The sequence below is a fragment of the Solibaculum mannosilyticum genome, assembly GCF_015140235.1.
Classification (GTDB): domain Bacteria; phylum Bacillota; class Clostridia; order Oscillospirales; family Acutalibacteraceae; genus Solibaculum; species Solibaculum mannosilyticum.
Genome location: NZ_AP023321.1, coordinates 1,810,935 through 1,834,455, shown reverse-complemented (window position 1 = coordinate 1,834,455; position 23,521 = coordinate 1,810,935). Strand labels below are relative to the sequence as shown.

The window sequence follows — 23,521 nt, the reverse complement described above, 5'->3', positions numbered from 1 at the left end:
GTTACGTAGTAACTATTTTTAATCAAAGCGACGGGTAAAAATCGTATCGTGCTTCAGGAGATCTTCCACCGTGTCAAATCCGAGACGTTTTAGAAGCTCCAATACGAAGGGATTGTCCAGCGGCGTCTCATAAGGGGCTTCCTCTCCGTATTCATCCACATGCTGTGCACCGATTTTCCGGTCGATGATGGCCCTGGGTCCTCCTACGCATCCGCCCTGGCATCCCATACCTTCCAAGAAGTTCTCCGTAATCTTGCCTTCCTTGAGAGCATTCAGCATCTCGCGGCAGGCGGGGACGCCGTCGGCCTGACGTGCATGGACGGTAATGGAGCGGTCGGGACGAAGGCGGGCCACCGTGCTTTTGACGGCTTGGCTGACGCCGCCGGTACGGGCGTAAATACGGCCCGCTTTGGAGGAATGTTCCCTTTCGTCCTCAGGGAGACCGGCGGGATCAAGCTCCACCAGATCAAAAAGTTCCTTGACCTCCTGGAAGGTGAGGACATAATCCACTGCATCCGCGATGTCTTTTTCCTTAGCCTCAGCCTTTTTGGCAAGGCATGGGCCGATGAACACCACCGTCGCACCGGGACGGAGATGCTTGATGACGCGGCCGCAGGCCACCATAGGGGATACCGATCCCGGAACATGAGGCACCAACTGATGGTACACCTTCCGGATCATGGCGATCCACATGGGACAGCAGCAGCTGGTCAATAGGAAATCCTGATCGGTTTGGACAGTGGCATCGAATTCCAATGCTTCCTTGAGTGTGAGGATGTCGGCAAAAAGAGCCACCTCCACCATGCCGGTAAATCCCAGTTGTTTAAAGGCGGCCCGCAGTTTTCCGGGCGTGACGTGATTGGAGAACTGGCTGAGAAAGGCCGGGGCGATGATGGCGTAGACCGGCCGGTCTTCCTCTTTGATGGCGGCTAACACCGGGAGAACATCTTTGCTGGCTGCTAAATGTTCGGCTTTGCAGCGGTCGATACACTGGGAGCATCCTACACATTGATCTACATCCACCGACACATTGCCTTTTTCGTCCACATGAAGGGCGTCGAAGAGGCACCGGCTGGCGCATCTTGCTTTTTCTTCCTCCGAACAATCACAATCGGCAGTCCGCCAGACCACGGGGTGTTTTTCCGGATGCAGCAGACAATCGAGGGAGTGACGGGTTTCCGGATCCTTATGGAACCGTTTGACCTCTTGATCCAGATTGCCGTTTAGTGAACTTTTGGCCAAATGGTTGTAGAGTTCCTGTAGTGTCAGCATACCTTCACATCCTTTGTGCTAAAATAGTAGGAATACTACTAGTATGAAAGAGAATATTTTCTCTTATACATCGGTGAATTCTGAAAGGGAAATAATGTAAATAAAGAATGAACTTCACAAAAGGGATTTACATTTCAGGATAAAGTTGTATAATACAGACAGATGGATGGATTCACACAAGAACCCGAGGGTTCAAACATAAATGGAAAGGAGACATGAATATGGAATTGGGCACATTAATTGCATCGAGTGAAAATGTCGATGTCTATCAACAGGGTAACATAGTTATCAAGCTTTTTAAAGAGGGATGTCCAAAAACTTTGGCGCTTTATGAGGCATTGACGCATGCCCGGGTAGAGGACACGGGATTAAGTATTCCGCGGATTCATGAGGTGTCGGTCATAGGGAGCCGATGGGCCATCCATATGGACTGCATCGAAGGCAAGACTTTAGCTCAAGTGATGGAAGAGGATCCGGAACATAAGGCTGACCACATCCAGCAGATGGTGGAGATCCAGCTGGAGATTCATGCGAAGAAGGTGCCGAAGCTGAGCAAGCTCAAGGATAAGCTCAAACGGCAGATTGATTCGCTGGATTGCATCGACGACGTTAAAAAGTACGAGCTGCAGACGAGGCTGGACAGCATGCCCAAACATATTAAATTGTGCCACGGCAATTTCATGCCGGAGAACATTATCCTCAACCAAAACGGGACCTTTATCGTGGACTGGGTGGCAGCCCGTCAGGGGAACGCCAGTGCCGATGTGGGGAGGACCTATCTTCTGCTCAGCTTGAAGGATCCGGAGATGGCCGAGCAATATCTCAATATGTTCTGCAAAAAGACCAATACATCCAAGAAATATGTGCAGGAGTGGCTGCCCATCGTGGCCGCGGCCCGCTTGACGGAAAACCGTCCGGAGGAGCGGGATCTGCTGATGAAGTGGATTGACGTAGTGGCATACGAATAAGAGAAAGCAAAAGAGAGGGCGGGGAAACCTTAGTTTTACGCTGATAAGGAAGTATTCACAACAACTTATCACTAACGCTGACAGACAGGGTGCAAACAGAAACAGAGAGTTAATCACTTTCAATAGTGATCGGCTCTCTGTTTTTATCTTCACTTTGTTACGCAATAGAACGCCATTTTTGAGTGTAGAAGTATAAAATATCATCTAAGCGTTTTTCACGTTCTGCAAGCTGCATAAATCAAGCGTTTTTTTACCCTCTACTACGTAACATACCTATCCCCAAATCAGCAGTTTTATAAAGCAGGTAGATTAGACAGTTTTTGAATACCGCATAATTTCCGGTACTGGATTATCCGATATTGGATTTTCCGACATCGGTTTATCCGACATTGGAAAATCCAACGCAATTAAATAAAGATATAAATAACTAAAGAAATACCAAATACGGATTTAATCAAATACCCATTCCCTTCCTATCCTTTCCCTAATCCCTCTCCTTGGGGGGCAAAGCAAAGCGGCAGAACCGCCGGAATGGAACGGAAACGGCAATATAAAAATATCGTTTGTTATGTTACGCAGTAGAACCTCATTTTTAAGGGTTGGAGTATAAAACCCTTACCCCTGCCTTTGTCTCCGCTGTAATGCCGCTTAAATCAAGTGAGAAGCATACCCTATCGCATAATATTCTATACTGGATAGAGAGCGTAAGCGGTTTATCCGATTGCGCTCTCTTAGCCGTCCAATAACAAAGACAGGGAAAGCCGTCAAGGACGCGCAAGCGTGCATTTTATCCTTGACGGCTTTTTCTGACTTTGCTACTTTTTACCTGTCAAAACGGAATTGCAGGATAGCTTTGATAAGCTGTGCTTTCAGACGGTCTTGAATATCGTCGTTAATATGCCCGCGATAGGTAGACAGATATTTAATCCGCGCTGTGTAATGCCGCAGTACCGCGTCTATGGCTTCCGGCTCGCCGGCAACAGCTTTCTCAATGGTTTCAAAGGGTATCAGTTTCCTATTCCTCATATTTAGTTTCCTCCAGTTCTTTTCTTAACTGCTTCAATGCCGCCAGTTTCCAGTAGCTTACTGTACTTCTGCTTCTTCCATACTCATTTCCGATTTTTCTTTCGCTGTAACCGAGGAAGAAATTCATCAGCAGAACAGTGCGCCTTTGTTCTGACAGATTAGCTAATGCGTCGGCTAATCGTCTACTTGTAACGACAACTTCTTTCCCTTGCACAACAAAAACAGTCGGCTTTTCATAAACATGCTGCTCAAAATAGTTGTCGGTTGCAAACGGTTCAAAAGACGTTTCCGACATCAAATAGTCAAGTGATACTTCATGCTTCTGTTTCCGTCCCCAATCGCGGTACGCGCTGATTGCCGCATTGCGGAGAACGATTTTACAGAACGCGGCAAAGGCATATTCGAGATGCTCCATGAATTGTTCAGAATACTTCATCATAACTCACCCCCTTTCTTCCCAGTAGGGGGCTATTACAACAAACGCCCATGCAGGTATAAAACCGCATAGGCGTTTGGCAATATGAGTTATTTAAGTAATTATGATGATTTGTGTATTCATCTTCATAGCCGCAAAATCCCGTTGCATGGAATAGGCTTTTTTTGACAATGGAATAGAATTAAAAATGCGAAAAAGAAACATGGCAATATCTCCCGACACCGCCATGTCTATAAAAATAATTTTCTATTTACCGCTATTCCATTTTATATACAGGAAATGGCGGTTTGTTTTCCTATCACAAAACAGAAAGAGCCAATAATCATAAGATTTTCTTGTGATTATCGGCTCTGCGTCAATGCGTCTGGCTCTGTGATAACTGAAATATTCAAATTTTTTACATTGATAAGATTTTCCTGCTTACACTTCGGACAGTATAGTGGGAAATTCTTTATTTCTGTATCTTCCCGTATTCTTAATCGGGTTTTATTATTGCATACAGGACATAAAATCCATTTTTCTTGTTGCAATACACCACCTCATTTCTAATCAAACTACCTTTAATGAAAATCAGAAACAGTGTGCTGAAAAATCACTTGTTTCCCCAAAATGGTAATTGCTTTCTTGCTACATTGATTTACACACCGATAGCATAACGTACACCGTCCGTCTGCTATAATCTTATCTTCTGATAATGACAAATTATTCATAGGACACACCAATGCACATTTCCCGCACTTTATACAAATGTCTGTATCTATCTGTATTTTGTCTGAATATTCTTGTGTTTTACGGTAAAACCAAAGCCGCTGTCCCAAAAGCCCTGCAATATGGCATAAAAATCCCAAACCGTCTTTAGTTGGAGTACCATTTTTCAAATTGCACACCGCTGATTTTATGCGTTCTTCTGTTTGTATAACAATTTGCTTATTTTGAGCCGCAGTACGCTTTAAGGCTTTTACATCACAAATGCAATCCGGCATTTTCAAATGAAGTCCACCCCATACCTGTGCACCGTATCTCTCGAACAATCTTGCAGATACGCCCGCGCCATCGCCGCTAAACAGTCCCATTGTTGCAATAATGAAAACACGTTTTCCTTTCCATACATCAGAATTTTCGCAGATAAAATCCCGTACAATTTTAGGCAGATTGCTGTAATAGATTGGATAAGCAAAAATGATGTCTTTATGGTATGTAACTTTTTCTATTGTATCTCTATCTTCTAAAGGAGTTATTTTAATGTTCCTATCATATAGAGCAACAAACTTTTCCAAACAATATTTTGTATTTCCTGTTCCGCTAAAATAAATCCCAATCATATTTTTTCTCCTGTATTATCTAAAAAGGAAAGTTGAAAAACGTCCATAAAATCAATGACTTTCTCTCTCCAGTCATTATCATAATTTACATTATTCATGGTGGCTAATGAAGTAACACCATGTATAAAAGCCCAAATGGTTATGATAATATCATTTTGCTTTTCTTCCGAATAGTGTGTCTGCTCTAATAATTTACTTACAATATTTTTATAGATAATATAAGGTTTATAGTTTTGGTCGTCTGGTATTGATAACGATAAGTCAATTTTTATGCTGGATTGAGAATATAAAAATTGAAAATAAGCAGGATTTTCTACAAAGAAAGATACATAGGCTATCCCCATATCTTTCAATATTTCTACAACATTATTATTCTTTTGAACGGTAATTTCTAATTGTTTAGAAAATCTATCTGTGATAAATAATTGCATTGCTTCAAGCAGTTCTTCTTTATTTTGAAAATGACTATAAGGGGCAGCATGGCTGACACCACACGCCGCAGCTACCTTTCTCAAAGAAAAAGCATTTACTCCCTCTGTACTTACAAGCTGAATACCTGTTTCGATTAAAGCGTTTCGCAAGTCTTTATGATGATAAGTCTGTCGTTTCTGTGCCATGCTAAGTCCTCCAATCTTTACACTGTCTATATTATAAAGTTTAAACTTTACAGTGTCAAGATTAAAAGAGGTTTTAAGCAATGATACTCGAAACATTTTCGGTTATTTATTTGGCATTTCAGGAACTTTTCCGTATTAAGAGATAAGAAAAACTTTTTGAAAAATTTCTCTCAAAGCTTCGGCAAAATCGCCCTGTGCGGTGTTGTAGGTAGTGAGAGGAAAATCAGAGGGTTTGGGAAACTTCCCAACAAGCAAAATGCAGGGCATTTTCGGAAAAGGGTACTCTTTTCCTATGCTTGCTGAGAAACTTATCACATTACAAAGCGAAGAAAGGACGGGAAAGGAATGAAAATGAAACGAATTATTGAAAACAGCGGATTTATGCCACAAAAGGGCAATCCCACACAAGAAACAGTCACTTATAAAATCGGTGGTACATTCTATGAGGTATCTACCTCTTGCGGCGGCTCTGAACCGCTTTTTGAAAAGATGAAGCGGCTCATAAAATCAGAAAACCTCAAAGTGCCTGCTGACAAAGGAAAAGAAGTCCGCTATAATGAAGATAGCAACCTGTCTGTCGGGCGTTCATTACAGGAGGAATGAACATGACAGCAAATACATATAAGCCCGAACAGATAACAGCATTATATGCCCGTTTAAGTCAAGAGGACGCATTGGACGGGGACAGCAACAGTATTGTCAATCAAAAAGCAGTTTTAACAAAATACGCTTCGGATAACGGCTTTACAAATCCGGTATTTTTCATTGATGACGGCGTTTCCGGTGTGACTTTTGACAGACCGAATTTTAACCGTATGATTGCAGAGATTGAAGCCGGAAATGTGGCGACAGTCATTGTCAAGGATATGTCCCGCTTGGGGCGTGATTATCTGAAAGTCGGCTACTATACGGAAATCTTTTTCGTGGAAAGAGATGTGCGCTATATCGCAATCAATGACGGCGTGGACAGCGCAAAGGGCGACAATGATTTTACCCCTTTCCGAAATCTGTTCAACGATTTTTACGCCAAAGATACCAGTAAAAAGGTAAGGGCAATCAAGCGGGCGCAGGGCATGGCAGGGGAACATCTGACAAAGCCGCCCTATGGCTATAAGGTAGACCCCAACGACAGAAAGAAATGGATTGTGGACGAAGAAGCCGCCGTTGTGGTAAAGCGTATTTTTGATTTATGTGTTGCCGGAAAAGGTCCTATGCAGATAGCAAAAATTCTGACGGCTGACAAGGTGCTTACCACCAAAGCCCACTATGCAAAACAAAAGGGCAAGGTGCTTCCGGAAAATCCGTACAGTTGGAATGAAAGCACGATTGTAGCAGTTTTGGAACGCATGGACTACTGTGGGCATACGGTAAACTTCAAAAGCTATTCCAAATCCCACAAGCTGAAAAGGCGTATTCCCACCACAAAGGAACAGCAAGCGATTTTCCGCAATACACATGAAGCAATCGTTGAAGAAGCTGTCTTTGAACGGGTACAGGAATTAAGGGCAAATAAACGCCGCCCCACAAAGGCAGAACGGCAGGGAATGTTTTCCGGCTTAGTATTCTGTGCGGATTGTGGAAGTAAACTGCACTTTGCCACCTGCAAGAGCTTTGACGGTTCACAAGACAACTACCGCTGTGCAAGATATAAAAGCAATACAGGAGATTGTACGGCTCACTTCATCAGAGAAGAAGTCCTGCGGAAAATCGTTCTCAATCGGATATTTGCCGTAACTGCCATGTTCTATGAGGACATCACTGCTTTTATGGAATTGATACAGAAACAGCGATTTGATGAAGCAGAAAAGGATATGAAACGCAAGCGGCGTGAGGTCGGACAGGCAAGAAAACGAATTGCAGAACTTGACCGGATTTTCAAGCGGATTTATGAGGACGACATCAACGGAACTATCAGCCATGAGCGGTTTTTGAAACTGTCTGCAGAATATGAAGCAGAGCAGAAAGAACTTACAGAAAAGGTAAAGGCAGAACAACAGGAAGTCGATACCTACGAACAGAATAAAAATGACTTTGACAGTTTCGCCGCCGTTATCCGCAAGTATGTGGGAATAACAGAATTAACGCCCACTATCGTCAATGAGTTTATAAAGAAAATCGTTGTCCATACGCCGGAGAAGATAGACGGCAAGCGTTTTCAGAAAGTGGATATTGTCTTTAACTTCGTGGGAGAAATCCATTTGCCGACTGACCCGCAGACGGAACAGAAAGAAACCAATAAACAGGAAAAGACGGCATAGCCCTTGAACGGGGCTATACCGCCTAATTGAAAAATATACTTCCTTGTAACCGGAAACCCTTGTGCAAGGCAGGGATTCTTCGCCCTCTTTATCTGGATGAAAAGGGATGCCGTCAATATTACTATATTCCTATCGATTTAGTAGAAAAACTTCTGAATCTGTTTGGTTGACATCCGCAGAAAGAGTTGCTATAATGTAATTGTTAAAAAAATAACAAACATTCCCAACGCAACGGTACAGCCGTTGCAATCCAAACAGGAGGTCTACCTATGGACAAAAGAGAACAAATGACCGCACAAGTCCCGGCTGAAACCAACCTGGTCGACAGTGTGGATGCCCTGGTAGCCAAGATGGCTCAGGTCAGAGAAGCCCAGAGAAAGTTCTCCACCTTCACCCAAGAGCAAGTGGATCAGATCTTCTTTGCGGCCGCTATGGCAGCCAATCAGCAGCGCATTCCGCTGGCCAAGATGGCGGTAGAAGAGACGGGGATGGGTGTCGTTGAAGACAAAGTAATCAAGAACCATTATGCTTCCGAATATATCTACAATAAATATAGGGATACCAAGACCTGCGGCGTCTTAGAGCGGGATCCGGCTTATGGGACAGCCACCATCGCCGAACCGGTAGGCATTGTAGCAGCGGTAATTCCCACCACCAATCCTACATCCACCGCTATCTTTAAGGCGCTTCTGGCGCTGAAGACCCGTAATGGCATTGTCATCAGTCCCCATCCCCGGGCAAAGAAATGCACCATCGCCGCCGCCAAGGTGGTTTTGGATGCCGCCGTCAAAGCAGGGGCTCCGGAAAACATCATTGCGTGGATCGACGTACCGTCCCTGGATTTGACCAATGAAGTCATGCGCAGCGCCGATCTGATCTTGGCCACCGGCGGTCCCGGCATGGTCAAGGCGGCGTACTCCTCGGGCAAACCGGCCATCGGCGTAGGCCCGGGCAATACGCCCGCCATCATCGACGAGACAGCCGACGTCATCATGGCCGTCAACTCCATCATTCATTCCAAGACCTTTGACAATGGTATGATCTGTGCCTCTGAACAGTCGGTTATCCTGGTGGACGCCATTTATGAGCAGGCGAAAGCCGAATTTATCAAACGCGGCTGTTACGTACTCAATCCCGATGAGACGGAAAAGGTAAGGAAAACCATTTTAATCAACGGATCCCTCAACGCCAAAATTGTAGGACAATCGGCTTACCGTATCGCCCGGCTGGCCGGAATCTCGGTGCCGGAAGACACCAAGATCCTCATCGGCCCGGTGGAGAGCGTAGAGCTGGAAGAAGAATTCGCCCATGAGAAGCTGTCGCCCGTGCTTGCCATGTACCGCGCCAAGGACTTTGACGATGCCGTCGAGAAGGCCGAACGTCTGGTAGCCGACGGCGGTTATGGACATACTTCTTCGCTGTACATCGACGCAGTAAGTCAAACCGATAAAATCCAGAAATTTACCGAAGCCATGAAGACCTGCCGTATTCTTATCAATACCCCGTCCTCCCAGGGCGGCATCGGCGATCTTTACAACTTCAAATTGGCTCCATCGCTGACATTGGGCTGCGGCTCCTGGGGCGGCAACTCGGTTTCGGAAAACGTGGGTGTCAAACATCTGCTCAACATCAAGACGGTGGCCGAGAGGAGAGAGAATATGCTGTGGTTTAGAGCCCCGGAAAAGGTGTACTTCAAGAAGGGCTGCCTGCCGGTGGCTTTGGATGAACTGAAAACCGTCATGGGCAAGAAAAAGGCCTTTGTGGTCACCGACTCTTTCCTCTTCCAGAACGGCTATACCAAACCCATCACCGACAAGCTGGACGAGATGGGCATCACCCATACAACCTTCTTCGACGTAGAGCCCGATCCCACCCTGGCCTGTGCCAAACAGGGCGCTGAAGCCATGCGCGATTTTGGCCCCGACTGCATTATCGCGATAGGCGGCGGATCGGCTATGGATGCCGCCAAGATCATGTGGGTGCTGTATGAGCATCCCGAGGTGGACTTCATGGATATGGCCATGCGCTTTATGGATATCCGCAAGAGGGTCTATACCTTCCCCAAGATGGGGGAAAAGGCCTATTTTGTGGCCATTCCTACCTCGGCGGGTACCGGTTCGGAGGTCACTCCCTTTGCCGTCATCACCGACGAGGAGACCGGCGTCAAGTATCCCCTGGCCGACTACGAGCTGCTTCCTAAGATGGCTATTATAGATGCCGATCTCATGATGAATGCTCCCAAGGGTCTGACTTCAGCATCGGGTATCGACGCCCTGACCCACTCTTTGGAGGCATACGCTTCTATGATGGCCACTAGTTATACCGACGGCCTTGCCCTCCAGGCCATGAAGAGCATCTTTACCTATCTGCCCAGGGCCTATGAAAATGGGGCAAACGATCCCGAGGCCCGGGAGAAGATGGCAGAAGCATCCACCATGGCCGGTATGGCCTTTGCCAACGCCTTCCTGGGAGTGTGCCATTCCATGGCCCATAAGCTGGGAGCCTTCCATCACCTGGCCCACGGCGTGGCCAATGCCCTGCTCATTACCGACGTCATGCGCTTTAACGCCGCCGAGACGCCTCGCAAGATGGGCACCTTCCCTCAGTATCAATACCCCCATACTTTGGACCGCTATGTGGAATGTGCCGAGTTCTTAGGCATTCAGGGAAGTTCCAAGGAAGAGAAATTTGAAAACTTCCTCAAAGCCATTGAGGAGCTCAAGGCCAAGGTAGGCATCAAGAAGACCATCAAAGATTACGGCGTAGACGAGAAGTACTTCCTGGATACGCTGGACGACATGGTAGAAAAGGCCTTCGATGACCAGTGCACCGGAGCCAATCCCCGGTATCCGTTGATGAGCGAGATCAAGGAGATGTATCTCAAAGCCTATTACGGCAAGGAAACCGTTTAAGACGACAACCCCCAAAAAACGACTGTTTTACAGTGATGGTCCCCCGCTGCAGAGATTCGTCCCTCAGCGGGGGACTTTGATCGCAGACGCAAAAAGAAGTGGTACCGGCGGCACAACAGCAACCGGTACCACTTCTTTTTAAAACAAAATTGTGCTGCCGGGATCGTCCCGGGGAAATGCTCCAGAAAAGGGGAGGATTCCTATTCGGGCTTATACTTTTTGCGTTGTTCCCGACGCCGTTTACCGGCTTCCCATTCGGCCTTCTGCTCATCGGTCTCCAGGATCAGGGAGGGGACAGGCACAGGCTGTTCATGTTCGTCCAACGCTACAATGGTCAGGTAAGCCTTATTGACCGACTTGCGTTCTCCGGAAAGGGATTCCACAAAGGTATCCACCCGGACTTCCATGGAAGTCCGGCCCACATAGGTCACCCGGGCGATAAGTACTACCGTCTCATTGGCGTGAGCAGGGGCTTTGAAGTGAAGGTAGTCGATGGACAACGTAGTGACATTGCGCCCCGAATGACGCCGTGCCGCCACACAGGCCACTACGTCGATCCACTCCACCAACTGTCCGCCGAACAAGCGGTCATAGCCGTTGATGTGCTGGGGCATGATGATTTGGATCTGTTCGGTTTTGGAATCCGATACCCGTTTTGGTTTGAGTTCTTCCATGGAAATCCCTCCATTTCGAGTTTGGTTGTTCTTATTGAATATTGTTCCATGATACCCCCAATTAATCCCGCCGTCAATGGCGCCGTAGGGAAAAGAGGGGAGGTTCCGGGCAGAACATCCAAAAACGGCGAGGGGAAAGCCGGGGAGAGGACAGCAATATTTCCTAGAGTGATCTTGGATAGATTTGGTTGTTTATGCTTTATCCAGCCAGTGAGATAAAGTGCAAACTACCTATTTTCCACAAAATTACCCGTTTAATTCCTATTATCTCATAAATTCCGCCGCGATAATTGACAAACTTCGACCCGACCTTTATAATCAAATTATCGTCTATCTTTGCGCAAAAAATTGGTTTGAAAATAGGAGGTTCTCACCATGGACATTCTCGTTTGCATCGGAAGTTCTTGTCATCTGAAGGGATCTCGTCTGGTCATCCAGCGCCTGGACGAGCTCATCAAAGAAAAGGGCCTGGAGCAAAAGTTGACGTTAAAGGGTTCGTTCTGCATGGGGCAGTGCGCCAACGACGGCATCGCCGTAAAATGCCAGGATCAAGTGTACAATTTGAAGCCGGAGGGTGTGGACGAATTTTTTGAAAACACCATTCTGACTAAAATCTAACTGAGAAAAGGCGGCAATTGGTGCGCGCCCAGGGCGCGTTTTTTGCTGTGTGAAGCAGTTAAGGGAGGAAAAAATATGGGCCTGATTGATGTAAAGGAGGCCAATTGTAAAAACTGTTATCGCTGCCTGAAGGGCTGTCTGGTAAAGTCCTTAAAGTATCAAAACAACAAAGTGGAAGTGATTGAACAGCAGTGTGTACTGTGCGGCCACTGCATCGTCACCTGCGAGCAGAAGGCTAAGATTCTGGTCAACGACGTGGATCGCGTCAAACGTATGGCCAAAGACCCGGATTGCAAGACGGTGGTTAGTTTAGCGCCGTCCTTTATCGCGGCCTACGGCCTGGAAAACCAGGGAAAGGTGGTTGCCGCCTTAAAACGCCTGGGATTTGATTATGTGGAGGAAACCAGCATCGGCGCCTACTATGTGACGCTTGCCTATCGCAAAATGGTGGAGGAGCAGAAACGGGACGTCATTTTGACCACCTGCTGTCCCACTGTGAACTTATATGTAACCAAATATTTTCCCAATTTGACTCATGTGCTGGCGCCTGCGGTATCGCCCATGGTGGCCCACGGCCAGCTCATTAAAAAGCATTACGGCCCGGATACGAAGGTTGTCTTTATAGGGCCCTGCGTCTCCAAGCTGGACGAAAGTGAACACAGTCCCGATGTGGACGGCGCCCTCACCTTCGGCCAGGTCAACGAGTGGATGGAGCAGGAGGGCATCTTCCTGGAGTCCCAGGAACCGGAACCCTTTGACCGCCACTCCAATTATTCTCGTATTTACCCGGTCCAGGAAGGCATTCTGCGGGATCTGCAGAGGACTGCCCCGGCCAATGACCGCTATGATTATTTAAGCGTCAGTGGGCTGAAAAACGTCAAGGATCTGCTGGGAGAGATTCAGTCCGGCCAGATTCACGACTGCTTTATTGAAGTGAATGCCTGCAATGACGCCTGTATCAACGGTCCCATGATGCCCACCCATCACAAGAAGGTGCACAGCGGCCGTCTCCAGGTGCAGCAGTATGCCGGCAGAGCCACGGCTGAACTGGAACCGGAAGTTCCGGAGTCCATTTATCGGACCTTTACCCCGGAAGCGGTCAAGAGTGAGATTCCCGGCCACGATACCATCCGCAGTATCCTGGCCCAGATCGGCAAACCCACCGAGGAGCAGGAACTCAACTGCGGAAGCTGCGGATATCCCACCTGTAAGGACAAGGCCATCGCCGTCTACCAGGGCAAGGCTCAGCTCTATATGTGCATGCCCTACATGTATGACATCTCCCAAACACTGGCCAATGTCACATTGAGCGCCACACCCAATTACATCATCGCTGTGGACGAGACCATGAAGATCAAGGAGTTCAATCTGGCGGCACAGGAACTGTTTAAAGTGAGCCGTTCCGAGGCCCTTCAGCAGTATCTTTTCGACTTTATTGATCCCAGCGATTTTGAGGAGGTCATCCGCACCAAACAGAGCATTTACAATAAAAAGGTGCGGTACGACGATTTAGGCATTTCTACAGAACAGACCATTGTGTATGTCCAGGATCAGAATTTGGCCATCGGCATTTTCCAGGACATCACCAAAGAGGAGAAGGCATCGGAACAAGCCTATCAGAGGAAACTCCATTCGGTGGAAATGGCGCAGAAGGTTATCGATAAGCAGATGGTGGTAGCACAGGAAATCGCCAGCCTCCTGGGTGAGACCACCGCAGAGACTAAGGTAACCCTCAACAATCTCAAGAGACTAATTGAGGATGGAAACGACAATGAGTGATCGGATTTACATTGACGCTTCCTATAAGAGTTTAAATAAATACACCGAAGAGCTGTGCGGAGACCGCGTTGAGATTTTAAGGACAAAGGATCGCGCGTTGGTGGTCCTGTCGGACGGTTTAGGCAGCGGCGTCAAGGCCAACATTCTCTCCACCCTGACTTCCAAGATCATCTCCACCATGATCAGCAACGGTGCGACTCTGGAAGATACGGTGGATACCATTGTCCACACCCTGCCGGTATGCCAGGTGCGCAAGATGGCCTATTCCACCTTTTCCATCCTGCAAATCGAGTACGCCACCCATGAGGCCTATCTGGTGGAGTTTGACAGTCCCAGCTGCATTTTTATCCGGGATGGACAGGTCATGCAGCTCAACTATGAGGACCGCGTGATTGCCGGTAAGAATATCCGGGAAGTGCGGTTTAAGGTGCAGGTGGACGACGTACTGGCCCTGTTGAGCGACGGCGTCATTTACGCCGGCATCGGCGGCCTGCTCAATCTGGGATGGGACTGGGACAACGTGTCGGCTTATATGGCCTCTCATGTGGATACCGAAAAGACATCGGCCCGTCTGACCACCTTGCTGTGCGAAGCCTGCGACGACCTGTATGAACACTGTCCCGGCGACGATACCACCGTCGCCACCGTGCGCATTATCCCGGAACAGGAAGTAAGCCTCTTCTCCGGGCCGCCCAAGAACAGGGCGGATGACGACCGGTTGGTGGTGGATTTTATGGCCACCGAAGGCCAAAAGATTGTGTGCGGCGGCTCCAGCGCCAACCTGTTATGCCGGGTATTGGACCGTGAGATCGTCACCCAGCTGGATTATGTCAATCCCGATGTTCCACCCATCGCCACCATTGAAGGCATCGACCTGGTAACCGAAGGAGTCTTGACCCTGCGCAGGACGGCGGAGATCGTCCGGGCGTTTTTGGACAATCCGACCGACCGAACCGTGCTGGATCAGATTGACGAAAACCACGGCGCTGCTATGATCGCCAAGATCCTGTTGGAAGAGTGTACCCATCTGCATCTGTTTATTGGAACTGCAATCAACCCCGCCCATCAGAACCCCAATTTGCCGGAAGATTTGAGCATCAAGCTGCGCATTCTGGATGATCTGTATGGCCTGATGCAGCGGGCAGGAAAAATAGTCACCCGTAAATTTTATTGATTTATCGTAACTTAGGAGGGATCCTCGTGGACGAGATCACAGATATCATTCAAATTAAAAATGAAGTGTTGAAAAAGGTGTGCGAATACGCGTATGAGGGGACGCTGGAAGAACATGTCGACCAGATTCCCTTTGAGATCATCAAGGGAATTACCCCCCGGTTCCGTTGCTGCGTGTACCGTGAGAGGGAAATTATCCGTCAGCGTGTCCGGCTGGCCATGGGTAAACTGCCGGCTGACTCGGTGTACACCGATCTGGACCCTTCCCAAGTTGTGCATGTGATTCCCTGCGCCTGTGAGGGCTGTCCCATCGCCCGGTATACGGTGACCGACAACTGTCAGTCCTGCCTGGCTCAGAAATGTATTAAAGCCTGCCGTTTTGGCGCTATTTATAAGACGCCCAAAGGTGCAGTTATCGATCCGAAAAAGTGCAAAAAATGCGGCAAGTGCTATGAGGCATGTCCTTATCACGCCATTGTGGATATGGAACGTCCTTGCAAGCGTGCGTGCCCGGTCAATGCCATTTCCATCGATGACAACGACATCGCCATCATCGACAAGAAAAAGTGCATCAACTGCGGAGCCTGCGTGGTAGGATGCCCCTTTGGAGCCATCTCCGATCTTTCCATGGTGGCCAATGTCATCAAGGAAATTCTGGATCCCAGCGTCCGGGTATACGCCATCATAGCCCCGGCGGTGGAAGGCCAGTTTGGCCAGGATATTTCTCTGGGCAAAATTATGGCCGCTACCAAACTGCTGGGTTTTGACGATGTATATGAAGTGGCCTTGGGTGCCGACGCTGTGGCTTACAACGAGTCCCAGGAGCTTCTGGAACGCTACGAGAAGGGCGAAAAGATGACCTCTTCCTGCTGTCCCTCGTTTGTCAACCTCATCGAACAGCATTTCCCGGATCTTAAACCCTATGTGTCGACTACCGTTCCGCCTATGGTGGCTGCCGCCCAGTACGTCAAGTCACTGGATCCAGAAGGTATCGTTGTATTTATCGGCCCGTGCATCACCAAGAAATCCGATGTACTCAGCCACTACATCGACCAGATCCAATATGTCCTGACTTTTGAGGAACTGCTGGCCATGTTCCAGACCAAGCAGATCAATCCCGCTCAGATGGAGATTTCCGCGGAAGAGGATGCCACCAGCTATGGAAAAGGATTTGCAAAATCCGGAGGCGTGGCAGCCGCTGTACTTCGGGCCATCGATGAGCTGGGTGAGACACCGGAACTCAATGTGGTTCGCTGTAACGGCGTCCAGGAATGCATGAAGACCTTACGTCTGCTGAAAGCAGGCCGTCTCAGTGAGGATTTCATCGAAGGCATGGGTTGTGTGGGTGGCTGTATCGCAGGTCCGGCATCCATCAAGGAACCTGCGGAAGTCCGCCGCGGTTTTGATAAGTTTGCCGATAACAATAATCATAATATCATTGCAACCAACAAAGAGAAAAAGTTGGATCAGCTGCATCTTCATCAGCATTAATCGAGAATAGCAGTAAAAAGCCGTCTTGTTCGATTCCTTCGGGCAAGACGGCTTTTTTGCTGTCTTTGTGAAAAAGGGGTTGCAGTGAAAAATATTATGGGTTTTAAGGCATTTAAAAGGATGAGAATAAATTAGATTCCCAATAAAAAATCTGCCCCCTAGCGGAAAGCTAGGGGGCAGATTTGATTCAATAGAATCGAGGTTATTTGGTAATGGTGATGGGTAAAGTCATGTTGTCATCTTCTGTATACAGGCCATAAGCGTCTTTTGCCTTAATCTCGAAGATGCGGTAACCGGTAGATCCAACCGAGATGGTGATCTTCCAGGTTTTGACGTCGCCATTGACGGTGCACTGGCTATCCAGCTGAGTGATTGCTTTGCCTCTCTCATTGACGATAGACAGAGCCTCGACATCCAGAGTGGTTTCAACTTCTACCACAAATTCCTCATTGACCTTGGCTTGAGCTGCACTGGCCACAGAGAGAACATGGGCATTGGTCTCAGGAGCGACGATATCAACACTGACGCTCACATCGGACTTCTCTAAAGAACTACCTGGTTTGGAAGTCATGATGGAGAAGGTACGTCCCTTGCCCAAAGTTCCCAAGGAAGTCTGAACTGTCCAGATCTTCTCATCCGATTGGCCATCGAAGGAAGAACTCAACTTGGAAATACCCAAGTAACGTCCATTCTCGTTGGTCAGAGCGATGCGGTTGACATCACTGTCGGTACGGATTGTCAGAGTGATGGTCTCATTGAGGCCGTAAGCATTCTTGTCAGAAGAAGCGGAATGGACAGCATCGTCGCCTACCACGACAGGAACCAAGCTGTCGATAGCGGTACGGATGGCATTGATAGCCTCGACATACTGGGTGTTGGTAGCGTCGGGATTTGCCTGCAGGGCCTTACCGGCTTCCACAGCGGAAGTGACGGCGGCGAAGGAATCAGCAGTGTAGTCGTCAGCATTAAGAGCATCGGCTTCCGCCAGGATATCCTTCAGAGCCTGGATGTTTTCCTCGGTGGGAGTATCAGCAGGTTCGGCCTGGCCGAACTTGAACCAGTCGATGTTAACAACATGGGTATAGTCGGACATGAAGGTCATGTAGAAGCTGTGGATACCGGTAACGGTCTGATTGAGATCCACAGTAACCTCTACATAATCGGCCCAAGTACCAGTCTGATTTACAGTAACAGTACCGATCTTTGTGCCGGTAGAGGGGGAATAGCCATCGATCCACAGATCCACTTTACGGGAACCGCTTCCGCCATCTTCAGCGGAGAAGTACATGGTAAAGGAATCAGCGCCCACATCGCCGAAGTCGACGTGCTTGTAGCCTACCCAATCGCCGGGGTTGACGCCGCCGATGTTAGGACCATCGTTGACAATACCACTGTCGAGCTCATAGGTTTCAGCTTCAATTTGATCATAAGCCGAACGGACGATCTCCAGGCTGTCAATGGCATCCAGGAGGTTATTGTTGGCCAAAGCCACATCCTTCATAGCGGCTGCATCATCGGCTTGTACGGCCAAAGCAGCGACCAGAGCGGCAGAAACCTGGGCGGCAGAGACCTCATCATAGCCGGAGAGATCGATTGCCTGGGCCTTGGTGATAGCGTTGTTTAAAGCGGTTTTATCAGACAAGGGGGTAAAGCCAAAGTAGTCGATGTTGCAGATATCGCTGGAACTACTCCGGATCACAAAATAGATCTTCTGAGTATCCACCGGGATGTACGAGAGATCGGCAGTGGCAACAACATAGTTGTTCCAGTCGGATCCTGTTTTGGGGATCGAGATGGTACTCAACAGTTTACCGTCAGGGGAATCGGCGCGAACTTCGATACGAGAATCGGCAGCCGAATTCTTGCCAGCATAGCAGACTTCTACTTTACCAGCGCCGTCGCCGAACTGGACAGCATCGTAAGCAACCCAGTCGCCGTTGGTGATACCGCCGATGTGCTCGCCTTCGAACTTAATCCCGTCGCCCTCCTGGGTGAAGGTATCGCATTCTTCAGCTTCCAAGCGTTCATAGGCTGATTTGTAGTAGATAAGGCCGCTGATAGCTTCCTTGAGGTCGTTGGTAGCAGTGATAATCTCGCTGGAAGTAGCTTCGCTGTTGGCTGAGACAGCTTTGGCAACAGCCAGTTTTTCATCCAGGACAGCCAAAGAATCTTCCGTCGCTGAGGAACGATCTATTTCTTCAGCTTCAGCAATAGCGGCATCCAGGTTCGTCTTATCCACAGTTTCCACGAAGCGGATGGACTTGACGTTGCGCCTGCAACGGAAGTCGATGCAGATATCGTGTACGCCAGTGAGATCGACATCCAGGCCGGCCAGGACTGTTTGATAGTTGTCGAAGGAGCCGGTAGCGGGAACTGGGACAGTGGCAAGAAGTTCGCCGCCTCTGCCGCCTTCGCGGATTTCCAGATAATCATTTCTTCCAGTGCTGGAACCGCTGTATTCTACTTCGATAGCAGTAGCAGTCTTGTCGCCGAAAGTTACGTCATTAAAGGTAACAAAGTGGCCTTCATTGGTGCGGTTGGTATGTCCGCCTTCCACATAGGGACCTTGGTCGTTGACAGAGAGTTCATCCCACTGGTCGGCAGTAACGCCGGCGAAACCATCGTACATGGGATGTGTTTCATCCATCAAAGCGGCCAATTCTTCAGCTACATAATCGATATCGCCTTCATAAGCATCTTCGTCAGTGAGCAACTTGTCGGCGAGATCAACCAGTTTCTGGATCTCAGCCCAAGTGTCGGCTGCATAGGTGTCGGGATCAATGGATTTAACCGAAGAGAGGGTGTATTCCAATCCCTGACGTCCAGTGGGGATGCCGATGAAGATATCATCCACCAAAGCGGCGAATTCACCGGTGTTGCCGCCCTGATCGTAGGCAAAGAGAATGTTGTTGAGCGAACGTCCTCTGGCATATTCATACAGATTACAGGTGATAGTAGTCCATTCGCCCACAGTACCACGGGCAGTCGCCGGATGCATCCGGGTTCCATCGGTATCATAAGCGCCTGAATCGCGCAGGGGCAATCCGTTACCAAACTGCATGTCAACATTGATATAGCGGCCATTTTCATTCAAGGGCTTAAACTTATAGGTGAGAATGGTGCCAGGAAGAATCTCAATGTTGTTGGTGTACATCTTCATGTAGGTGAAGGAACTGCTGTCATTGTTGTCGTTACCAGACAGCTTAAAGGAATGAGTACCCGTATAAGCGTCCTCATCAGTGACGCCGCTGGTGACGTTAGAGGTGTTATTCTGATTGTTAAGCACGTTGGTCAGAGCTTCCGGATCGCCGTCTTCAAAGCTGGAATAGCCGGTGAAAGCGCCGGTGGTCTCATCGGTACGTTCGCGATGGTCGTACAGTTCGCTGACAGCTTCTGTCTTAGCCGCATCATTTTCTGCAGTGGCGGCAAAGATGATGATGCTGTCGTCATCCGGCAGGGTGATGGTGGATGCGCCGGAGATATCTAAGTCATAAGCGAACATGTAGGTAGAAGCAGCGATGTTATCATCACCATTGGTGTGGCGATGGGTGGCCCACAAAGCGGGATCCTGCTCTTTTACGTAGCCGGTGATGCCCAAGGAATATTGGTCCCAAGCGGCGATATTCTCTTTGTAATCGCCGATGTTGAGGGTGACATCCTTGTCGCCTACGCGGAAGGTGACGTCCTTATCGCCCTGGGTGGAAGCGGCCAACAGATGCAGTGTGTTGTAGCCTTCCGGCAGGGTGATGGTCTGGCCTTTGGCGGCTACGGCATTGTTCTGTCCGTCCTCTTTGCTGCCCATCTGATAGGTGATGCCGCTGCTCAGAACAGAATCAGGCACCAGTTCAGAGGGATAGGTTTCGTTGAGGGCGTTGATGGAACCATCCATCTTGTTGTCATTACTGGAGTAAGCGTCGATGTTGTAAGGCAGATCCACCGGTGTCATCTGACGGGCGTCAGCTTTCTCAGTGGGCTCCTTCAGGGTAACGGCGAAACTCTTGACGCCGTAAGCGCCGATGTCAAATACCAGTTTGCCGTCCTTGACTGTGGCCGGACCGATCTCCTCTTCCGAAGCATAGATCTCACGGGCGCTTTCAATGCCTTCACCCAGGGAAACTTCTACGTTGGAAGCGGCTTTGCCGGTGCCTTCGTTGACACGGATGACGATCTCATCGCTCTTCTCAGCCTTCTTCACAGCACGTACCAGGACGTTTTCATTGCTGATGGAACCGAAGGAGTAGTCGTCGCCCAGGGAACCCTGATGGGAAACCGTCTGGAAAGCTTTCATCGGCTGGTTGAAGGCTTCCGCTTCGATCTGAGTGCCGGAACCGAAGTTTCCTTCATGGCCATAGATAGCGAATCCAAACCGGTTTTCACCGACATCCTGGGTAGCTTCGCTGGCGATCCGATGGTTAGTGTGATGGGTATAGTCACCCTTAGGAGTATGGATGAGGGTGAGACGCAGAGTATCGTCGTCGTATTTATCCATACCGTATTTGCAGTCGTTGAGGATGGATACGCCGTAGCTGTCGTCAGTGGCAGACAAGTCGGCCCATTTCTGCAGCGGTACTTCGGCCTTACGATCCGTATTGTTGCCGCGCTCGATGGCGCCCAAGCCTAAGTCGTAAGTAGCGGTGGGATTGCTGGAAGTAAGGTTGAACTCGGCTTTCAGCAAGGTAGCGCGTTCATCCCAGTCCACAACGTTGTCCACAGCCACGATCTGGCCGCCGGATGTCAGGCTGATAACCTGGTCGTAAGTGGAAGAACCGTGCTGACGGACCACTCGGATGGCCACACGGGCTGGACCGTCTTCTACAACCGAGATATCCATAGCCTCGTCTTTGACCGATTCACGGCGTTCTTTGTTCCAGTAGTCGCCCATGCTGAGTTCCCACGAAGGCCAACCGGTTTCGGTGTCGTCGAAGAGGGCCAACCGGATGGGTTCAGCGAGTAGTTCTTTGTCCAGCTCTTTATCAAAGATGCTGGAGATATCACCGTTTTCGTCGATGGTGACGTCGTATTTTTCATTGGAGAGCTTGTTTTCACTGACCGACAGGTTGGATTCCATATCGCAGGCAGTGGCTGCGGGGCGGACGTTGTAAGTGCGGTAGCCCATGGAACCGACATTAGCCATAAAGACAATGTCAAACTGATTGCCGTCCTTGACCAGGACCTGGGATGCGACTTCGTTGCCGTCGGCGTCATAGACGCGGACAGAAGCGCAATCCTCCGGCATGGTGACGGTGGCTTCCACCAGATCGTTGCGGTCGGCGGCGACGGGGTTATTGACCACCAGCGGCACACCGGATTCCACAGAGGTATCCATTTCGGAAGCAACGCCGTCCACACCGTTCTCATATTCTGCGGCAAATTGTTTCAAATCGACCATATACTCGTTCCAAGAACGGGTATAAGCAGTATCGATGCTGGTGCCGGTGATATCGTCGTGGAACTGATGGGCAATGACGTTGGTCCAAGCCTTGGTCAATTTCTCCTGGGGATACTCGGTGGCTCCCAGCCAGGAGGAGGTAACCAGGGAACGCTCAGCGTTATCTGCCATCAATTCGTTTTGACGGTTCCAACGCTTGGAAATCACACGGGATGTATAGGTACCGGTACCGTGCTCCTGCATGACCATTTCATCGTTATAGTTGGGGAGACTGGCCTTTTCTTCTTCTGTCATCTCCAAGAAGAGCTGATCGGTGGTGGCATTGATGACCTTAATCGTTTCCGTATCATTCATAGCCTGCTCATTGAGGACGGTCTCAACCGTACTGGCGCTGGAACCGCCGCCCATATCGCCCATACCAAAGAGACGGGCAGAGGCATTGTATCCGTAGAACTTGCTCTTATTGAGCTTGTTGATCATACCGCTGTCGTTGCGGATGGTGGAGGCAGTGGATACATAGTTGCCAGGATTGATATTGGCGATGATAGTGGAACCATCTACGCCGGTCCAGGTGCCGATGTCAAAAGGCAGGGCGCCGTTTTCAAAGGAATTGCCCCAAGTAAGCTTCTGAGTTGTGAAGCCCAAAAGATTGGAGTGTGCTGCGATGGACGGAAGGGCATATCCAAAACCGAAACAGTCGGGCAGATAAACATCACGAGAACGTTGTTCCGCACCGAATTTTTCCTCAATATAGTTGTTGCCGTAGAGGAAGTTACGGAAGAGGGCCTCTGGAGAAGGGGTATTCACATCGCCGTTTTCCAGGCCGGAACCGGAGAAATTCCAGTTGCCGGAATCCATGTACTTCTTCAGGGTTTCAAATTCTTCCGGATAATACTCCTCCATCAATTGATAACGGTAAGCGCCTTCAAAGTTGAAGACGTAATCCGGGTAACGCTCAAATAAAGAGAAGTTATCCTCTAATGTGTCGGGGATATACTGTTTAATCGTAGTTTCCAGATCCCACACCCAAACGGTATCCAAGTGGGAGGTGGCGATAGCGTACATCCTATCTTCGCCCGCATAAGGGGCGGATGATCCTTGATCAGCCGGAGTGGTGTCGGGTTCATTGGCGGAAACAGCAGGAGCCATGGTTCCAACACACATTGCAGCGGCCATGATGAAAGCAAGAGCTTTGCGAGCCTTCTTCAAATGGGATTCTCCTTCCTAAAAAAAGATAATAAGATTTGACATCCTTCCAACAGTTGTTCTACAAAAAAACAGACGGATTTGTTCGAAACAGAGCGGGGCATCTTCCTCCTTCCTAAAATTCAGTCAACAGAATCGGTAGAACAAAGAGCCTTGTGAAGAAAAAACACAAAGAATCAGTTGTTGATTCTCCATAAACACGCTCTTTTTCGTGAGCGATTATTAGGCGTTTTTCTACCAGCGACAAGATAATTTTACTACAAAAATCGAGTTTTTCAAACTGTATTTTTTTTAGATTTTACGGGAAATACTTTATTAAGCGAATAAAATATACAATTTTATTGAAATACATAACAATAAAACATATAATTTGTATTTAT

At 48.7% G+C, this 23,521-nt stretch carries 16 protein-coding genes; 8 read left to right on the top strand and 8 right to left on the bottom strand.

Annotation, left to right across the window (positions count from 1 at the left end; genetic code table 11):
• Positions 1-18 precede the first annotated feature (18 nt).
• Entirely contained in the window at positions 19-1,272 is a 1,254-nt protein-coding gene (locus C12CBH8_RS08670) for a [Fe-Fe] hydrogenase large subunit C-terminal domain-containing protein (RefSeq protein ID WP_215533023.1), read from the bottom strand.
• A 221-nt stretch (positions 1,273-1,493) separates the two neighbouring features.
• Here C12CBH8_RS08670 and C12CBH8_RS08665 point away from each other — a divergent pair, with 221 nt between their 5' ends.
• A complete protein-coding gene (locus C12CBH8_RS08665) occupies positions 1,494-2,240 on the top strand; it encodes a phosphotransferase family protein (protein WP_425503773.1) in 747 nt (248 codons plus the stop codon).
• 822 nt (positions 2,241-3,062) lie between these two features.
• On the opposite strand, the gene C12CBH8_RS08655 is transcribed toward C12CBH8_RS08665, so the two are convergent.
• From C12CBH8_RS08655 to C12CBH8_RS08635, 5 genes are all read right to left on the bottom strand, one after another.
• Positions 3,063-3,266: a helix-turn-helix domain-containing protein gene (locus C12CBH8_RS08655; RefSeq protein ID WP_215533022.1), complete on the bottom strand. Its 204-nt coding sequence runs from the start codon at positions 3,264-3,266 to the stop codon at positions 3,063-3,065.
• Positions 3,256-3,702, bottom strand: a complete 447-nt coding sequence (locus C12CBH8_RS08650; protein WP_215533815.1) for an RNA polymerase sigma factor — start codon at positions 3,700-3,702, stop codon at positions 3,256-3,258. Before C12CBH8_RS08650 ends, C12CBH8_RS08655 begins: the two co-directional genes overlap by 11 nt.
• A 341-nt stretch (positions 3,703-4,043) precedes the next feature.
• Positions 4,044-4,232 carry a cysteine-rich KTR domain-containing protein gene (locus C12CBH8_RS08645; RefSeq protein ID WP_093988343.1) on the bottom strand — a complete coding sequence of 63 codons (189 nt, stop codon included), beginning with the start codon at positions 4,230-4,232 and terminating at the stop codon, positions 4,044-4,046.
• Between the two features lie 30 nt (positions 4,233-4,262).
• Positions 4,263-5,024, bottom strand: a complete 762-nt coding sequence (locus C12CBH8_RS08640; protein ID WP_215533021.1) for an EFR1 family ferrodoxin — start codon at positions 5,022-5,024, stop codon at positions 4,263-4,265.
• Positions 5,021-5,641, bottom strand: coding sequence for a TetR/AcrR family transcriptional regulator (locus C12CBH8_RS08635; RefSeq protein ID WP_215533020.1), 621 nt, complete (start codon positions 5,639-5,641; stop codon positions 5,021-5,023). The genes C12CBH8_RS08640 and C12CBH8_RS08635 overlap by 4 nt, the downstream gene beginning before the upstream one ends.
• Before the next feature lie 345 nt (positions 5,642-5,986).
• Between C12CBH8_RS08635 and C12CBH8_RS08630 the strand changes: the two genes are divergently transcribed.
• The 3 genes from C12CBH8_RS08630 to adhE all read left to right on the top strand — a co-directional run bounded on the left by C12CBH8_RS08630 (position 5,987) and on the right by adhE (position 10,811).
• A complete protein-coding gene (locus C12CBH8_RS08630; RefSeq protein WP_215533019.1) occupies positions 5,987-6,244 on the top strand; it encodes a hypothetical protein in 258 nt (85 codons plus the stop codon).
• Positions 6,245-6,246: 2 nt separating this feature from the next.
• A complete protein-coding gene (locus C12CBH8_RS08625) occupies positions 6,247-7,899 on the top strand; it encodes a recombinase family protein (RefSeq protein WP_215533018.1) in 1,653 nt (550 codons plus the stop codon).
• A gap of 287 nt (positions 7,900-8,186) precedes the next feature.
• A complete protein-coding gene (gene adhE / locus C12CBH8_RS08620; protein WP_425503809.1) occupies positions 8,187-10,811 on the top strand; it encodes a bifunctional acetaldehyde-CoA/alcohol dehydrogenase in 2,625 nt (874 codons plus the stop codon).
• Positions 10,812-11,011: 200 nt separating this feature from the next.
• Here adhE and C12CBH8_RS08615 read toward each other — a convergent pair whose 3' ends face one another.
• The gene (locus C12CBH8_RS08615; protein ID WP_090264462.1) at positions 11,012-11,485 is read right to left on the bottom strand and encodes an acyl-CoA thioesterase; all 474 of its coding nucleotides are present in this window, start codon (positions 11,483-11,485) and stop codon (positions 11,012-11,014) included.
• A 375-nt stretch (positions 11,486-11,860) separates the two neighbouring features.
• Between C12CBH8_RS08615 and C12CBH8_RS08610 the strand changes: the two genes are divergently transcribed.
• The 4 genes from C12CBH8_RS08610 (at position 11,861) to C12CBH8_RS08595 (ending at position 16,546) form a co-directional block, all read left to right on the top strand.
• Positions 11,861-12,103: a (2Fe-2S) ferredoxin domain-containing protein gene (locus C12CBH8_RS08610; RefSeq protein WP_090264460.1), complete on the top strand. Its 243-nt coding sequence runs from the start codon at positions 11,861-11,863 to the stop codon at positions 12,101-12,103.
• A 75-nt stretch (positions 12,104-12,178) separates the two neighbouring features.
• Positions 12,179-13,882 carry a [Fe-Fe] hydrogenase large subunit C-terminal domain-containing protein gene (locus tag C12CBH8_RS08605; RefSeq protein WP_090264458.1) on the top strand — a complete coding sequence of 568 codons (1,704 nt, stop codon included), beginning with the start codon at positions 12,179-12,181 and terminating at the stop codon, positions 13,880-13,882.
• Positions 13,875-15,056: a SpoIIE family protein phosphatase gene (locus C12CBH8_RS08600; RefSeq protein ID WP_090264456.1), complete on the top strand. Its 1,182-nt coding sequence runs from the start codon at positions 13,875-13,877 to the stop codon at positions 15,054-15,056. Before C12CBH8_RS08605 ends, C12CBH8_RS08600 begins: the two co-directional genes overlap by 8 nt.
• Before the next feature lie 26 nt (positions 15,057-15,082).
• Positions 15,083-16,546 (top strand): 4Fe-4S dicluster domain-containing protein, encoded by a 1,464-nt coding sequence (locus tag C12CBH8_RS08595; protein WP_090264454.1) that lies wholly within the window; start codon positions 15,083-15,085, stop codon positions 16,544-16,546.
• Between the two features lie 202 nt (positions 16,547-16,748).
• On the opposite strand, the gene C12CBH8_RS08590 is transcribed toward C12CBH8_RS08595, so the two are convergent.
• On the bottom strand, positions 16,749-23,144 hold the full coding sequence (locus tag C12CBH8_RS08590) for a carbohydrate-binding protein (protein WP_215533016.1): 6,396 nt from the start codon (positions 23,142-23,144) through the stop codon (positions 16,749-16,751).
• Positions 23,145-23,521 lie beyond the last annotated feature (377 nt).

Excerpts from the sequence above, each read along its gene's own strand:
- C12CBH8_RS08670 (WP_215533023.1), bottom strand. The coding sequence starts at position 1,272 with ATGCTGACACTACAGGAACTCTACAACCATTTGGCCAAAAGTTCACTA.
- C12CBH8_RS08665 (WP_425503773.1), top strand. The coding sequence starts at position 1,494 with ATGGAATTGGGCACATTAATTGCATCGAGTGAAAATGTCGATGTCTAT.
- C12CBH8_RS08655 (WP_215533022.1), bottom strand. The coding sequence starts at position 3,266 with ATGAGGAATAGGAAACTGATACCCTTTGAAACCATTGAGAAAGCTGTT.
- C12CBH8_RS08650 (WP_215533815.1), bottom strand. The coding sequence starts at position 3,702 with ATGAAGTATTCTGAACAATTCATGGAGCATCTCGAATATGCCTTTGCC.
- C12CBH8_RS08640 (WP_215533021.1), bottom strand. The coding sequence starts at position 5,024 with ATGATTGGGATTTATTTTAGCGGAACAGGAAATACAAAATATTGTTTG.
- C12CBH8_RS08635 (WP_215533020.1), bottom strand. The coding sequence starts at position 5,641 with ATGGCACAGAAACGACAGACTTATCATCATAAAGACTTGCGAAACGCT.
- C12CBH8_RS08630 (WP_215533019.1), top strand. The coding sequence starts at position 5,987 with ATGAAAATGAAACGAATTATTGAAAACAGCGGATTTATGCCACAAAAG.
- C12CBH8_RS08625 (WP_215533018.1), top strand. The coding sequence starts at position 6,247 with ATGACAGCAAATACATATAAGCCCGAACAGATAACAGCATTATATGCC.
- adhE (WP_425503809.1), top strand. The coding sequence starts at position 8,187 with ATGACCGCACAAGTCCCGGCTGAAACCAACCTGGTCGACAGTGTGGAT.
- C12CBH8_RS08615 (WP_090264462.1), bottom strand. The coding sequence starts at position 11,485 with ATGGAAGAACTCAAACCAAAACGGGTATCGGATTCCAAAACCGAACAG.
- C12CBH8_RS08610 (WP_090264460.1), top strand. The coding sequence starts at position 11,861 with ATGGACATTCTCGTTTGCATCGGAAGTTCTTGTCATCTGAAGGGATCT.
- C12CBH8_RS08605 (WP_090264458.1), top strand. The coding sequence starts at position 12,179 with ATGGGCCTGATTGATGTAAAGGAGGCCAATTGTAAAAACTGTTATCGC.
- C12CBH8_RS08600 (WP_090264456.1), top strand. The coding sequence starts at position 13,875 with ATGAGTGATCGGATTTACATTGACGCTTCCTATAAGAGTTTAAATAAA.